13 protein-coding genes and 1 pseudogene are annotated in these 12,767 nt (G+C 69.6%); 6 read left to right on the top strand and 8 right to left on the bottom strand.

Annotated elements, in window-relative coordinates; all coding sequences use genetic code 11:
• Positions 1-79: 79 nt before the first annotated feature.
• Entirely contained in the window at positions 80-1,618 is a 1,539-nt protein-coding gene (locus tag C5E41_RS03375; RefSeq protein ID WP_104374359.1) for an NAD(P)/FAD-dependent oxidoreductase, read from the top strand.
• Between the two features lie 121 nt (positions 1,619-1,739).
• Here C5E41_RS03375 and C5E41_RS03370 read toward each other — a convergent pair whose 3' ends face one another.
• The 3 genes from C5E41_RS03370 to C5E41_RS03360 form a co-directional block, all read right to left on the bottom strand.
• Entirely contained in the window at positions 1,740-2,429 is a 690-nt protein-coding gene (locus C5E41_RS03370) for an urease accessory protein UreD (protein WP_104374358.1), read from the bottom strand.
• Complete coding sequence (gene ureG, locus C5E41_RS03365; protein ID WP_104374357.1) at positions 2,419-3,132, bottom strand: urease accessory protein UreG; 714 nt, start codon at positions 3,130-3,132, stop codon at positions 2,419-2,421. Before ureG ends, C5E41_RS03370 begins: the two co-directional genes overlap by 11 nt.
• Before the next feature lie 107 nt (positions 3,133-3,239).
• Positions 3,240-3,872: an urease accessory protein UreF gene (locus C5E41_RS03360; RefSeq protein ID WP_104374356.1), complete on the bottom strand. Its 633-nt coding sequence runs from the start codon at positions 3,870-3,872 to the stop codon at positions 3,240-3,242.
• Between the two features lie 192 nt (positions 3,873-4,064).
• Here C5E41_RS03360 and C5E41_RS33660 point away from each other — a divergent pair, with 192 nt between their 5' ends.
• From C5E41_RS33660 to C5E41_RS03350, 3 genes are all read left to right on the top strand, one after another.
• A complete protein-coding gene (locus C5E41_RS33660) occupies positions 4,065-4,235 on the top strand; it encodes a hypothetical protein (protein ID WP_181063076.1) in 171 nt (56 codons plus the stop codon).
• A 33-nt stretch (positions 4,236-4,268) separates the two neighbouring features.
• On the top strand, positions 4,269-5,258 hold the full coding sequence (locus C5E41_RS03355) for a zinc-binding dehydrogenase (protein WP_104374355.1): 990 nt from the start codon (positions 4,269-4,271) through the stop codon (positions 5,256-5,258).
• 123 nt (positions 5,259-5,381) lie between these two features.
• Complete coding sequence (locus C5E41_RS03350; RefSeq protein ID WP_104374354.1) at positions 5,382-6,209, top strand: alpha/beta fold hydrolase; 828 nt, start codon at positions 5,382-5,384, stop codon at positions 6,207-6,209.
• 75 nt (positions 6,210-6,284) lie between these two features.
• Here the strand turns inward: C5E41_RS03350 and C5E41_RS03345 are convergent, their stop codons facing one another.
• Both C5E41_RS03345 and C5E41_RS03340 read right to left on the bottom strand, forming a co-directional pair.
• Positions 6,285-7,151, bottom strand: a complete 867-nt coding sequence (locus C5E41_RS03345) for an SDR family NAD(P)-dependent oxidoreductase (RefSeq protein WP_258080708.1) — start codon at positions 7,149-7,151, stop codon at positions 6,285-6,287.
• A gap of 65 nt (positions 7,152-7,216) precedes the next feature.
• Positions 7,217-8,791 carry an MFS transporter gene (locus tag C5E41_RS03340; protein WP_104374353.1) on the bottom strand — a complete coding sequence of 525 codons (1,575 nt, stop codon included), beginning with the start codon at positions 8,789-8,791 and terminating at the stop codon, positions 7,217-7,219.
• An 83-nt stretch (positions 8,792-8,874) separates the two neighbouring features.
• On the opposite strand from C5E41_RS03340, the gene C5E41_RS03335 reads away from it, so the two are divergent.
• Both C5E41_RS03335 and C5E41_RS03330 read left to right on the top strand, forming a co-directional pair.
• On the top strand, positions 8,875-9,591 hold the full coding sequence (locus C5E41_RS03335; protein WP_104374352.1) for a TetR/AcrR family transcriptional regulator: 717 nt from the start codon (positions 8,875-8,877) through the stop codon (positions 9,589-9,591).
• Positions 9,592-9,684: 93 nt separating this feature from the next.
• Positions 9,685-9,924, top strand: a pseudogene (locus C5E41_RS03330) (hypothetical protein); the annotation flags it as partial.
• On the opposite strand, the gene C5E41_RS03325 reads toward C5E41_RS03330, so the two are convergent.
• From C5E41_RS03325 to C5E41_RS03315, 3 genes are all read right to left on the bottom strand, one after another.
• Positions 9,914-10,576 (bottom strand): O-methyltransferase, encoded by a 663-nt coding sequence (locus C5E41_RS03325; RefSeq protein ID WP_104374529.1) that lies wholly within the window; start codon positions 10,574-10,576, stop codon positions 9,914-9,916. The pseudogene C5E41_RS03330 and the gene C5E41_RS03325 overlap by 11 nt on opposite strands.
• 76 nt (positions 10,577-10,652) lie before the next feature.
• Positions 10,653-12,374: an urease subunit alpha gene (locus C5E41_RS03320; protein WP_104374350.1), complete on the bottom strand. Its 1,722-nt coding sequence runs from the start codon at positions 12,372-12,374 to the stop codon at positions 10,653-10,655.
• Complete coding sequence (locus tag C5E41_RS03315) at positions 12,374-12,760, bottom strand: urease subunit beta (RefSeq protein WP_104374349.1); 387 nt, start codon at positions 12,758-12,760, stop codon at positions 12,374-12,376. Before C5E41_RS03315 ends, C5E41_RS03320 begins: the two co-directional genes overlap by 1 nt.
• Positions 12,761-12,767 lie beyond the last annotated feature (7 nt).

The raw sequence follows: 12,767 nt of genomic DNA, 5'->3' as shown, positions 1-12,767 counted from the left end.
CGGCGCTCGTCGTGACTGCCTCCGGGCAGCCGACTACCGTTGAGCCTGTCGTAGACCGAACGTCCGGCGAGGAGCGCTGATGGGAACCGAAACTGTCGAGAACCGACGCCACCGCGTGGTGGTGATCGGATCCGGCTTCGGCGGCTTGTTCGCGTGCAAACATCTCGAGCACGACAACGTCGATGTCGTACTGATCTCCAAGACCTCCACGCACCTGTTCCAACCGCTGCTCTACCAGGTCGCCACCGGCATCCTGTCCACCGGCGAGATCGCCCCCGCCACCCGCATCGTGCTGCGCAAACACCACAACACGCAGGTGATCCTGGGCGAGGTCCACGATATCGACCTGGTGAACAAGACCGTGACGTCGAAACTGCTCAACCAGGACACCGTCACCTCCTTCGACAGCCTGATCGTCGCGACCGGCGCTCAGCAGTCCTATTTCGGCAACGACCAGTTCGCCACCTACGCGCCGGGGATGAAGACCATCGACGACGCGCTGGAACTGCGCGCACGCATCCTCGGCTCGTTCGAGGAGGCCGAACTGGCCAAGACCCAGGAGGAACGCGACCGATTCCTCACGTTCGTCGTGGTCGGGGCGGGCCCCACCGGCGTCGAACTGGCCGGCCAGATCGCCGAACTCGCCGACCGCACCCTGGTCGGCACCTTCCGCAACATCGATCCGCGCGATGCCCGCGTGCTGCTGGTCGAAGGCGCCGGCGCGGTGCTCGCGCCGATGGGCCCCAAACTCGGCGGCAAGGCGCAGCGCCGCCTCGAGAAGATGGGCGTGGAGATCCAGCTCAACGCGATGGTCACCGATGTCGACGCCCGTGGTGTGACGGTCAAGGACAAGGATGGCACCGAGCGTCGCATCGAATCGGCGTGCAAGGTGTGGTCGGCCGGCGTACAGGCCAGCGAACTGGGCACGATGCTGGCCGAACGGTCCAAGGGCACCGAGACCGACCGGGCCGGGCGGGTTGTGGTGGAACCGGATCTGACGATCAAGGGGTATCCGAACGTCTTCGTCGTCGGCGACCTGATGGCGGTGCCCGGCGTGCCCGGTCAGGCGCAGGGCGCCATTCAGGGCGCCACCTACGCGGCCAAGCAGATCAAGGCCGAGGTCGCGGGGAAGCAGACCCCCGAGCAGCGCAAGCCGTTCAAGTACTTCAACAAGGGCAGTATGGCGACGGTTTCGCGATTCAACGCCGTCTGTCAGATCGGCAAGCTGGAGTTCTCCGGCTTCTTCGCATGGCTCATCTGGCTGGTACTGCACCTGTACTACCTGATCGGCTACCGCAGCCGGACGGTCACGGTGTTCCAGTGGTTCGTGGCCTTCCTCGGCCGCAACCGCGGGCAGATGGCGGCCACCGAACAGTGGGTCTTCGCCCGGCTCGCGCTCGAGGCCATGAACGGCAACGGGACCGACGCCCGGGAGGTGAAGGCCGAGGTCGGCAATGCGACGCCTCCCGCCGCGCCCGGTGAAGCGCCGGCGAAATCAGCGGCCACAACCCCGGACGGCGAAAAGGCCTCGAGCACAAGCGAATCCGCTGCTTCGAGCGAGTCCGTTGCTTCGAGCGAGTCGACCGCCTCCGGCGCGTCGCATCCGAAGGCGGGCTGACGACTCGGCCTGTTCACCACAGCACTACCGAGGGCCGCGAGCCGATGCGCTTGCGGCCCTTGTGTATTCACGTGGGCCGCATAGCACGATCAATTCCCTGCCCCGAGGGCCGAGGTCCCCCTCACCCCGCTGCGGCGGTTCGACGGCGAAGGTTCGCGGGGGTTTCGGACAGTCGCGCACCCGTCCACGTCGACAGCGAGCCACCGGCGGCGAGCGGAAGCAACGCGGCCGCCACGCCGATGGTCGAGGCGGGGTTGTCGTCGGGGTATCGCAGCTCGCTGGACAACGCGCGGGGGGCCGACAGCAGGTCGTCGGCGGCGGTGCCGGCACCGAGTTCGAGGCGGTGGCGCAGCAGCGGCAGCGCGGAGGTGTCGGCGACGAGGTCGCCGCGCCAGCGGCCGTGGTCCTCGCCGGTGCGGCCGATCTGCACGCGTTCGCGGATGCGGATCCGGGCATCGGCGGCCAGCCGCACGGTGGTGACCGCACGATGGTCGGCTCCCCCGGCGACGACCGTCGGTTCCGGATCGAAGTCCAGTTCACCGCCCGCGCCGATGTCGAAGGTCCACGAAGCCGTCGACGTCGGAGTGGTGCGGCCGGGGAGCACGATCGTGGCGGCCACCGAGCGAACGGTCAGGCGCGCACCGGGCTCGACCACGATGTGGATGTCGAGGTCGTCTCCGCCGAGCGGCGTGGCCGCCGCACCGACCAGATGCACTGTATCGGGTCCGGTGGAGCGGACCGCCAGCGCGCCGGTGGCCGCCGACCGTGGCCGGGCCCCGGCACGCGCGACGATGCGAATCTCAGTGCGCAACAGCGCTTTCCCCGGCAGTATCGGCGGCCGCCGCCGCGCGCAGCTGATCGCGCACCCACGCCAGCACCGGTGTCGCGGCCGGATCCTCGGTCAGCGAGCTGAAGACGAACGGACGGCCCGCGCGCACCGCCGCGGAATCGCGCCGCATCACCTCGAGGTCGGCGCCGACCATCGGCGCCAGGTCGGTCTTGTTGATCACCAGCAGATCCGAGAACGTCACGCCCGGACCACCTTTGCGCGGCACCTTGTCGCCGCCGGCCACATCGACGACGAAGATCTGCACATCGATCAGGCCCGCGGAGAAGGTGGCGGTGAGGTTGTCGCCGCCGGATTCGACCAGAATCAGATCCAGCGGCGGATTCGCCTCGATCAGATCGTCGATGGCGTCGAGGTTGGCGGTGATGTCGTCGCGGATCGCGGTATGCGGACAACCACCGGTCTGCACCGCGCTGATCCGTTCGTCGGGCAGAACCGCGTGCCGGCGCAGGAAGTCGGCGTCCTCGGTGGTGTAGATGTCGTTGGTCAGCACCGCCAGCGACAGTTCCGCGCGCAGCTGCCGGCACAACGCGGCGACCAGCGCCGTCTTCCCCGATCCGACCGGCCCGCCGATCCCGATGCGCACCGGCTCTCCCGGCGTCCGCACCCGCCTGGGGCGGTCGTGGGCGTGATCGTGCGGTTCGCCATCGATCAGATGCGGCGGCATGAGCTCTCCTTCGGGCCTCGATTCTCGACGATCATCGTGGCCGATTCATGTGACCCCGGTGTTACCGCCCCGGCCGCGACCTTCGCGCGGTTGATCCGCCGCGCGGGTCAGGACGCGAACAGCGGCATCTCGCGGTCGAGGTGGCGCTGAGCTAGCACGTCACCGAGCGGATCGGAGAGAGCGGCCGGGCCGATCGTGGCCGCGCGCGCGGTCTCGTCGCACAGTGCGGCCAGCTCGAGCGTGATCGCCGCGACGGCGGCCGGATCGAGTGCGAGCAGCCGCTGCGCCGCGGTAGCGGCTCCGGTCATCGTCGTATAGACCACGACCCCGGCGATCTCCACCGGTCGCACCGCCGCAGCCTGCCCCACGACTCCGAAGACCGTCGACAGATGCGGCCGCACGCCCAAACTCAACCAATCATGCTGTGGCCATACCTTTTTCGCGAGGCGCAGCAGTCCGCGCCCCTGCGCACGCGAGGCCGAGCGCGCCGCCGGCGCCGGGGTGCGGGCGTCGGCTTCCGCCTCGGCCGACGAGGGGGTCAGGGTTCCCGCACAGACGGCCGCCGACAGCGAGGCCGAGACCAGGCCCGTGGTGCGGATCCGCCGGCGCAGATAGGCCGCCACCGTGTCGAGGTCGCGCACGAGCCCGGAGGCGACCGCCTCCTCGACACCGCCCGAATGCACATGCCCGCCGATGGGCAGCCGCGAATCGGCGAGCGACATCACCATCGCGAGACTCATGGGCATCTCCTGCGGCCGGGCACGATCTCCGATCCTAGAACCGCGCGGTCAGCCGGCCGCCGCGAAGTCCGCGGCGGCGCTCACCGCAGCCCACTTCTCGGTTTCGTCGGACCGGACCTGCCCGGCCGCCCGCGCCGCGGCGAGGGCGTCTTCTCATCGTGCCGGTGTCGCTGGAGCACATCAACTGTCACATTGCTCCGGCCCGGCCTCCCCGCGGGCTGGGTGTCGACGCTGCCGGCACAGCTGATGGTCGACGCCGCCGAGAACCTCCCTCAGTTCGATCCCGCCCGCGCGGCCGACATCGTGGTCGACACACTCCTGCAGGGCGTGGGCTCCGGACCGGACAGTTCCGCGCGCGCTTGACCTAAACAATGGTCGAGGTTGCAGGCTGGGCACATGAAAGCGATACGCCTGCACGAATTCGGCCCGGCCGAGAACCTGCGCTACGAGACCGTCCTCGATCCGCGGCCGACGGCCGGACAGGTTCGAATCGTCGTGGCCGCGGCGGGAATTCACCTGGTCGACACGCATCTGCGCCGGGGCCTGCCGGGCCCTTATCCGGTGCCGCCGCTGCCGACGATCCCCGGCCGGGAGGTCGCGGGCATCGTCGACTCGGTGGGCTCAGGTGTCGACGCGGATCTGCTGGGCGCTCGGGTCGTCACCCACCTGGGCGCGGCGCCGGGCGGTTATGCCGAACTGGTGGTCGCGGATGCCCAACGGCTGCATCGCATTCCGGACGCACTGCATCCGGGCGCGGCGGTGGCGATGATCGGTACGGGGCGAACCACCCTGGGCATTCTGGGAGTCGCCGAGCTCGAGCCGGGACAGCTTGCGGTGGTGCCGGCCGCGGCGGGCGGGATCGGCACGCTGCTCGTGCAATATCTGCGCGGCGCCGGGCTCACCGTCGTCGGACTGGCCGGTGGTCCGGCCAAGGTCGCCACGGTGGCGGCCAACGGCGCCCACCTCGCCCTCGACTACACCGACCCGGGCTGGCCCGACGCGGTGCGCGCGCGCTTCGGCGAACGGCCCGCGCACTGGGTCTTCGACGGAGTTGGCGGCGCAGCGGGCCGCGCGGCGGTCGAACTGCTCGCGCCCGGCGGCGCCCATCTCGTCTTCGGCTGGAGCGATACCGCGCTGGAATTCGACCCCGATGAACTCAGCGCCCGAGGCATTACCTCGCGGGCGGTTCTCGGCCCGGACATGCTCGCACGCGGCGGCGGAATCGCGGCCTTGGAGACGCGCGCCCTGGCCGCGGCCGGATCCGGGCGGCTGCGCCCCGCGGTGCACCGTTTCGCTCTCGGCGACGCCGCGGCCGCACACCGGGCCCTCGAGGACCGCGCGACCGTCGGCAAGGTCGTCCTCGAGCCGCGAGCAGTAGATAGCTGATCGATTGCTCACGTGACCGATTCGTAGCCCCTCGCCTCGGTCGCGGACCCTACGCTGGAGGTCGCGTCTCGTTCTCACGGCCCGCGACCGAGGCCGGCGGGCGCACGCGGAGGAGGTTCGTCCATGCCTGTGTGTACGACGCGTGACGAGGTCGACATCTACTACAAGGACTGGGGTGCGGGCCGCCCCGTGGTCTTCAGCCACGGTTGGCCGCTCAATGCCGACGCCTGGGACGATCAGCTGAAACACGTGGCGGACAACGGGTTTCGCGGTATCGCACACGACCGCCGCGGTCATGGGCGCTCGGCACAGCCGTGGAGCGGATACAACTTCGACACTTTCGCAGACGACCTGAACGATCTGCTCACCCGGCTCGACCTGCGCGATGTCACGCTGGTGGCCCACTCCATGGGCGGTGGCGAACTGGCTCGCTACATCGGCCGCCACGGCACCGGACGGGTGCGTTCAGCGGTGTTGCTGTCGGCTATCCCGCCGCTGATGGCGCGCACCGAGGGCAACCCGGAAGGCGTGCCCGACGAGGTGTTCGATCAGATCAAGAAGGGCATTCTGACCGAGCGCTCGCAGTTCTGGCGCGACACCTCCGAGGGCTTCTTCGGCGCCAACCGGCCGGGTACCACGGCCACCCGGGGCAACCGCGACGCGTTCTGGTTCATGGCGATGCACGAGTCGATCGAGGCCGGGGTGCGCTGTGTCGACGCCTTCGGATACACCGACTTCACCGCCGACCTGGAGAAGTTCGACGTGCCGACACTCATCGTGCACGGCGACGACGATCAGATCGTGCCGATCGACGCGACAGCCCGCAAGGCGGCGAAGATCATCCCGAACGCGACGCTCACCGTCTATGAGGGCGGTTCGCACGGTATCGCGCTGGTCCCCGGCGACAAGGAACGTTTCAACGCCGATCTGCTGGCGTTCCTGCAGAGCTGAAACACCCCGCGTCCCGAGTGCTCGCGCGACTCCGGTTGTCGTGCACGGCCATCGACCACTGTCCACGCACGCGGTTCAGGTGAATCGGAAGCTGCGGGCCATCAGCCGCTGCATCGGGCCGCGGGTCAGATCCGTCCACGCCTGCAGGGGACCGCTCCACCACGGTGAGATCTCCACCGGTTTCGCGACGACGGCGTGACACACCAGATCGGCGGCCTCCGCGGCGGTCAGTCCCGGCATGGAACCGAAATCGGTGGGCGCGCTCATGCGGGTGTGCACCAGCGGCATGTAGATCGAGGTGGTGGTGACGCCGTCGGCCGCCACCTCGGTCGCCACCGTGCGCAACCACTGGTCGAACGCCGCCTTCGAGGCGCCGTAGGCGGCCCATCGCGGCGCCGGCGGCATACGCAGCCCCCAGGTGGAGATGTTGACGATATGTCCGCGACCACGCTCCCGCATCGCCGGGAGCAGGGCCAGTAGCAATCGCACCGGGCCGAGGTAGTTGATATCGATGGTCCGGGTGAAGTCGTGGAAGCGATCGTAGGACTGGTCGATCGAGCGGCGAATCGAGTGGCCCGCGTTGTTGATCACCACATCCACCCGTCCGTGCGTGGCGAGGATGTCGCGGGCCAGTTCGGCCACCGCGTCCATATCGGTCAGGTCGGTGCTGTACGTGTGCGCGATGCCGCCGGCCGCGGTGATGTCGTGGGCCGCGGCGTCGAGTTCCGCTGCCGAGCGCGCGACCATGACCACGACGGCTCCGGCGGCGGCGAATTTGGCGGCGGTGACCTTTCCGATGCCGTGCGAGGCACCGGTCACCAGCACCACCCGGCCCGAGACGGCCTCGCGCAGCGCCGCGTCCTGGGGCCGCGACGTGGGATACAACAAACGCGTCGCGACCCGCTCGGCCAGCGGGCGGCCCGGTGAAGCGGTATTTGTCACAGCCGAAACTGTATTGGGCCGCCTCCACCGGCGGGCCGGAATCGTCACCGTCGACCGGGAACCGGTCAGCGTGTTCCCGCCGCCGCGGACGCGGCATCCACCGCCGCCGCGGACGCGGCATCCACCGCCGGCGCGGACGCGGCATCCACAGCGGCCGCGCGCCGACGCCGGCGACCCGAGGTCGCCGCGGCCGTCACCGCCATCATGATCAGCAGTGCCGCACCGACCACCAGCGCGGTGTGCATGCCGGTGACGAACGAGCTCTGCGCGGCATGGACCGCGGCCGCATCGCCGCGATGAAGCACGAGCGTCTCGCCGAGCGTGTCGGCGAAATCGCCGCCGGATCGAAACACCAGCGCCGCCAGCGAACCCAGCAGCGACAACCCCAGTGCGTTACCCAGTTCGAAGCTCGTCTCGGAGATGCCGACCGCCGACCCGGCCCGCTCGGCCGGAACCGAGGACACCGCGACCTCGGACACCAGGGTGAACACGATGCCGTAGCCGAGGCCCGCGATCGTGGAACCCGCGATGTACCAGCCGATTCCGCCGTCGACGCCGATGCCGAGCAGCAGCAGATTGCCGACCGCGGCCGCGCTCAGCGCCAGCACGAACGAGCCGCGGGTGCCGAGCCGGCGTGCCACCCGGGCACCACCCATCGAGCAGATGAACACCGCGATGGCCGCCGGAATACCCAGCAGCGCCGCGCCCAGGACGTCCCGCCCGGCCACCGACTGCAGATACATGCTGGTCAGATAGCTCATGCCGGCCAGCGACATCATGCCCACGGTGGACGACCCGATCGCCACCCGGAACAGGCCGCGGCGGAACAGGCTCAGATCCAGCAGCGGTTCGGCGAGGGTGCGCTGGCGACGCACGAAGGCCACCAGCACCGCGACGCCGGCGAGGCCGAGCACCACCGAGACCGCGTCGACGCCCTCGGCCGCGGCCCGTTTCACCGCGTACACCAGCGGCAGGATGCCGCCGATGGACATGATCACGCTCACCGGATCCAGCGGTCCGCGACCGGCGGAGCGGTGTTCGGGCAGCAGCAGCGGTCCCAGCGCCAGCAGCACCAGCAAGACCGGCGTATTGATCAGGAAGATCGAGCCCCACCAGAACTTGTGCAGCAGCAAGCCGCCGATCACCGGCCCCACCGCCGAACCACCCGCGAAGAACGCCGTCCAGATGCCGATGGCGGTGCCGCGGGCCCGGGCGTCGGGGAACAGACTCGAGATCAGTGCCAGGCTCGACGGCAGCAACGTCGCGCCGCCGACACCCATCAGCGCGCGCGCCGCGATCAGCACACCGGCGCTGGGCGCGAAGGCCGCCAGCAGTGAGGCGATGCCGAAAACCGTTGCGCCGGCGAGCAAGATGTTGCGCCGCCCGATGCGGTCACCGAGATTGCCCATGGTGATCAGCAGTCCGGCGATCATGAATCCGTAGATGTCGAGAATCCACAGCTGCTGTTCGGCCGAGGGGTCCAGATGCTCGGTCAGCGTCGGCATCGCCAGATACAGCACCGACATGTCCATCGACACCAGCAGCACCGGCAGGATCAACACCGCCAGACCCAGCCACGCCCGCCGGGGGGTTGCGCTCGGCGCGGTGTGCGCCGCCGCCGAGGTCTCAATGCCGACCATCACCTATCCTTCATCTCGTGCGTACGTCGTACGCGACCGGGTACAGCGTACGCATCCGGTCGCAGAAAGGAAAGCGAGTTTCGATGCCGAAACCTTCCCCCCCACCCTCACCTCCGACTTCGGGGTCCCCGAACCGGTCGCAGCCCGAGCGGCTGACGCGAGCGGCGATCGTCGACACCGCCATCGCGCTGGCGGACGCGGACGGCATCGACGGATTGTCCATGCGCCGCATCGCCGAGCGAATGGGCGTGGGCGCGATGTCGCTGTATCGGCACGTACCGAACAAGGACACACTGCTGGCCGATATGACCGACGACGTCGCGCGCCGCTACCCGTATCCGGCGCCGGAAGCGGACTGGACCTGGCGCGACCGGGTGCGCGCGGCCGCCGATATCGACTGGCAGCTCTACCGGCTGCATCCGTGGGTGCTGTTCACCTTCGCGGTGCCGCGCTACAACTTCGGCCCGCACAGCCTGGCATGCCTGGGCTGGCTGACCGAAGGGTTCCTCGAACTGACCGATGATCGCCGCGAGGCCACCGCGATGGCACTCGAGGTCTGGAGCTATATCGCCGGCATCGCCCTTCAGCAGGTCAGCGCCACCATTCTGGCCGCCCGCGAGGACGAGCACGACGAATCCTCCGGGCTGACAGCACTTCTGGAGGGCACCCCGCGCTGGCCGAGCCCGCCCGCGCTGGCGCCCCTCGAGGGCACCGGACTCGGCGATCTGCTCGATCCGGTGCGGCAATTGCATTCGGGCCTGTCCGCGCTGTGCGACGGTTTCGCCGCACGCCACGGCTGATCGGCGGTCAGTAGGACGAACGGCCCTGCGTTCCACCGGACACCGACCACACCTCCACGATCAGCCCGTGCCGGGCGATGAGCCGACCTCGGCGCACCGGAGGATGTGGTCGCCCTCGCGCGCCGCCAGGCAGCCGAGCACCGCCGCTGGCTCCACCGCTACCGTGCCATGCACGCCGAGATCGATCCGGCCGATACCGTGCGCGCCCAATCCCGTTCTCGCATCCTGGAACTCGGCACCGGACAGGAACAGGCGTACGTGGACTTCTGGACCGAACTCGCCGGCCACCCCGACCGGGTCGGGCACGGCGATTCGGCACCGGTCAACCGGTGACCACGGCGTAGGCGAATCCGTCCCAGCCTTTGCTGCCCACGGTCTGCAGCACGGTGGCCTCGAGCCGCGGCTCGTCGGCGAGCAGCCGCAGCGCTTCCCGTGCCCCGCGGACCGCGGGATCGCCGGGGTCGCCGTCGGCCAGGGCGCCGCGGCGCACGACATTGTCGACGATGATCACCGAACCGGGGTGGGTCAGCCGCAACGCCCACTGCACATAGTTGGCGTTGTTGACCTTGTCGGCGTCGATGAAGACCAGGTCGAACGGCTCGCCGTGGTCCTCGGCGACTCCGGGCAGGGTGTCCAGCGCCGCCCCGACCCGGATCTCCACCCGCTCCCCCACCCCTTTGTGATCGAGGTTGGCGCGGGCCACCTCGGCGTGGTGCGGATCGTATTCCAGCGTCACGACGCGTCCTTGGGTGCCCACCGCACGCGCCAGCCACAGCGTGCTGAACCCGCCGAGCGTCCCGATCTCGAGCACACGCCGCGCCCCGCCCGACAGCGCGAGCAGATACAGGAATTTGCCCTGCGCCGGTGAGACGTCGATCGGCGGCAGGCCCGCCTCGGAATTCGCCTGCGCCACATCGGAATCGGCGTCTCCGATCAGAGTGTCCACGATGTAGCGGTCGACCTCGCCCCATTCGGCATTCGTCATATCGGCCAGTGTGCCACCGCGCCCGCACCGGCGCAGCGCCGCGCCATCCACGACCTGCGTGCGGCGGGAGCGAGGTTCAGAACAGGAAGTAACGCTGTGCCATCGGCAACTCGGTGGCGGGCTGCTGCTCCCACACCTCGCCGTCGATACGCACGGTGAAGGTGTCGGGTTCCACCTCGATACGCGGCATCGCGTCGTTGAGCGGCAGGTCGCTTTTGGTCCGGCGGCGTACATCGGCCACCGGCACCAGTTTCCGCCGCACCCGCAGCCGCTCGGCCAGCCCGTCCTCGACCGCCTGCGGGGAGACGAAATGCAGCGACGTGCCCGCCGCCACCACGGGTGCGGCCCCGAACATAGGCCGCGGCAGGACCGGCTGCGGTGTCGGAATCGAGGCGTTGGCATCGCCCATCGCCGCCCACGCGATCGCGCCGCCCTTGAGCACCGCATGCGGGCGCACACCGAAGAAGGCCGGCTCCCACAGCACCAGATCGGCCAATTTGCCGACTTCCACCGACCCGATCTCGTGGTCCAGGCCGTGCGTCACCGCCGGGCAGATCGTGTATTTCGCGATATAGCGGCGCACCCGATGGTTGTCGGCGGCCCCGTCACCGGGCAGCGCGCCGCGGCGGCGCTTCATCATGTGCGCGGTCTGCCAGGTCCGCATCACCACCTCCCCGATGCGGCCCATCGCCTGCGAATCCGAGCCGATCATGGAGATCGCGCCCAGATCGTGCAGCAGATCCTCCGCCGCGATGGTCGAGGGCCGGATTCGGCTCTCGGCGAAGGCGAGATCCTCGGGCACGGCCGGATTGAGGTGGTGGCACACCATCAACATGTCCAAGTGCTCGTCGAGGGTGTTGACCGTATGCGGGCGAGTCGGATTGGTGGAGCTGGGCATCACGTTCGGGTGCGAGGCGACGGTGATGATGTCCGGCGCGTGCCCGCCGCCGGCGCCCTCGGTGTGATACGAGTGGATGGCCCGCCCGGCGATCGCGGCGAGGGTGTCCTCCACGAATCCGGCCTCGTTGAGCGTATCCGAGTGCAGCGCAACCTGAACCCCGGCGGCGTCGGCCACCCGCAGGCAGGCGTCGATCGCCGCCGGGGTGGTGCCCCAGTCCTCGTGCAGCTTGAATCCGCCCGCGCCACCGCGCAATTGCTCCCACATCGCCTCGGGGCGCACGGTGTTGCCCTTGCCCAGCAGCAGAATGTTGACCGGCCAGCCGTCGGTCGCCTCCAGCATGCGGCCCAGATGCCAGGCGCCGGGAGTGACCGTGGTGGCTTTGGACCCTTCGGCCGGGCCGGTTCCGCCGCCGATCAGGGTGGTGATACCGCCGCCGAGCGCCTCGTCGAGCAACTGCGGGCAGATGAAATGCACGTGACAGTCGATCGCGCCGGCGGTGAGGATGCGGCCGTTGCCGGCGATGATCTCCGTCGACGGCCCCACCACCAGATCCGGATGCACGCCGTCCATAGTCTCCGGATTTCCGGCCTTGCCGATCGCGCAGATGCGGCCGTCGCGAATGCCGATGTCGGCCTTGACGATTCCCCAGTAGTCGACGATCACGGCCCCGGTGATCACGGTGTCCGGGGTGCCCTCGGCGCGGGTCGCGCGGGCCTGGCCCATCGATTCCCGCAGCACCTTGCCGCCACCGAAGACGGCCTCGTCACCGGCCAGACCGGGTCCACCGCAGCGGTCTTCGGTGATCTCGATCAGAAGATCGGTGTCGGCGAGGCGAATTCGATCCCCGACGGTGGGGCCGAACAACGTGGCGTAGCGGGCGCGGGACAGTTCCGCCATCAGTCGACCGGCCTTCCGTCTGTCTCGTCGAACCGGTTCGCCACCGGGCCGAGCGGCCCCGGCGCATCCGGGCCGATCCCGTACACCTCGCGGCTGCCGCCCAGCGGCACCAGCGAAACGCGTTGCGCCAGGCCGGGTTCGAAGCGCACGGCGGTACCGGCCGGAATGTCGAGGCGGCGGCCGTGCGCCGCGCCCCGGTCGAAGTCGAGGGCGGTATTGGCCTGCGGGAAGTGCACATGACTGCCCACCTGCACCGGCCGGTCGCCGGTATTGACCACCTCGAGTTCGATCCGGTCGGCGCCGGCATTGATCTCGATGGGGCCGGCGGCGAGCAGATACTCGCCCGGCACCGGGCCGGAGCCGCTCTCGGCGGATATCGCGCTCATCGGTGCC

The organism is Nocardia nova (assembly GCF_002933465.1).
Lineage (GTDB): Bacteria > Actinomycetota > Actinomycetes > Mycobacteriales > Mycobacteriaceae > Nocardia > Nocardia nova_B.
This window is presented reverse-complemented; position numbering and strand designations above follow the sequence as displayed.

Coding starts and splice junctions, on each gene's coding strand:
- C5E41_RS03335 (WP_104374352.1), top strand. CDS start 8,875: ATGCCGAAACCTTCCCCCCCACCCTCACCTCCGACTTCGGGGTCCCCG.
- ureG (WP_104374357.1), bottom strand. CDS start 3,132: ATGCCGCCGCATCTGATCGATGGCGAACCGCACGATCACGCCCACGAC.
- C5E41_RS03315 (WP_104374349.1), bottom strand. CDS start 12,760: ATGAGCGCGATATCCGCCGAGAGCGGCTCCGGCCCGGTGCCGGGCGAG.
- C5E41_RS03355 (WP_104374355.1), top strand. CDS start 4,269: ATGAAAGCGATACGCCTGCACGAATTCGGCCCGGCCGAGAACCTGCGC.
- C5E41_RS03320 (WP_104374350.1), bottom strand. CDS start 12,374: ATGGCGGAACTGTCCCGCGCCCGCTACGCCACGTTGTTCGGCCCCACC.
- C5E41_RS03360 (WP_104374356.1), bottom strand. CDS start 3,872: ATGAGTCTCGCGATGGTGATGTCGCTCGCCGATTCGCGGCTGCCCATC.
- C5E41_RS03340 (WP_104374353.1), bottom strand. CDS start 8,791: ATGGTCGGCATTGAGACCTCGGCGGCGGCGCACACCGCGCCGAGCGCA.
- C5E41_RS03325 (WP_104374529.1), bottom strand. CDS start 10,576: ATGACGAATGCCGAATGGGGCGAGGTCGACCGCTACATCGTGGACACT.
- C5E41_RS03350 (WP_104374354.1), top strand. CDS start 5,382: ATGCCTGTGTGTACGACGCGTGACGAGGTCGACATCTACTACAAGGAC.
- C5E41_RS03375 (WP_104374359.1), top strand. CDS start 80: ATGGGAACCGAAACTGTCGAGAACCGACGCCACCGCGTGGTGGTGATC.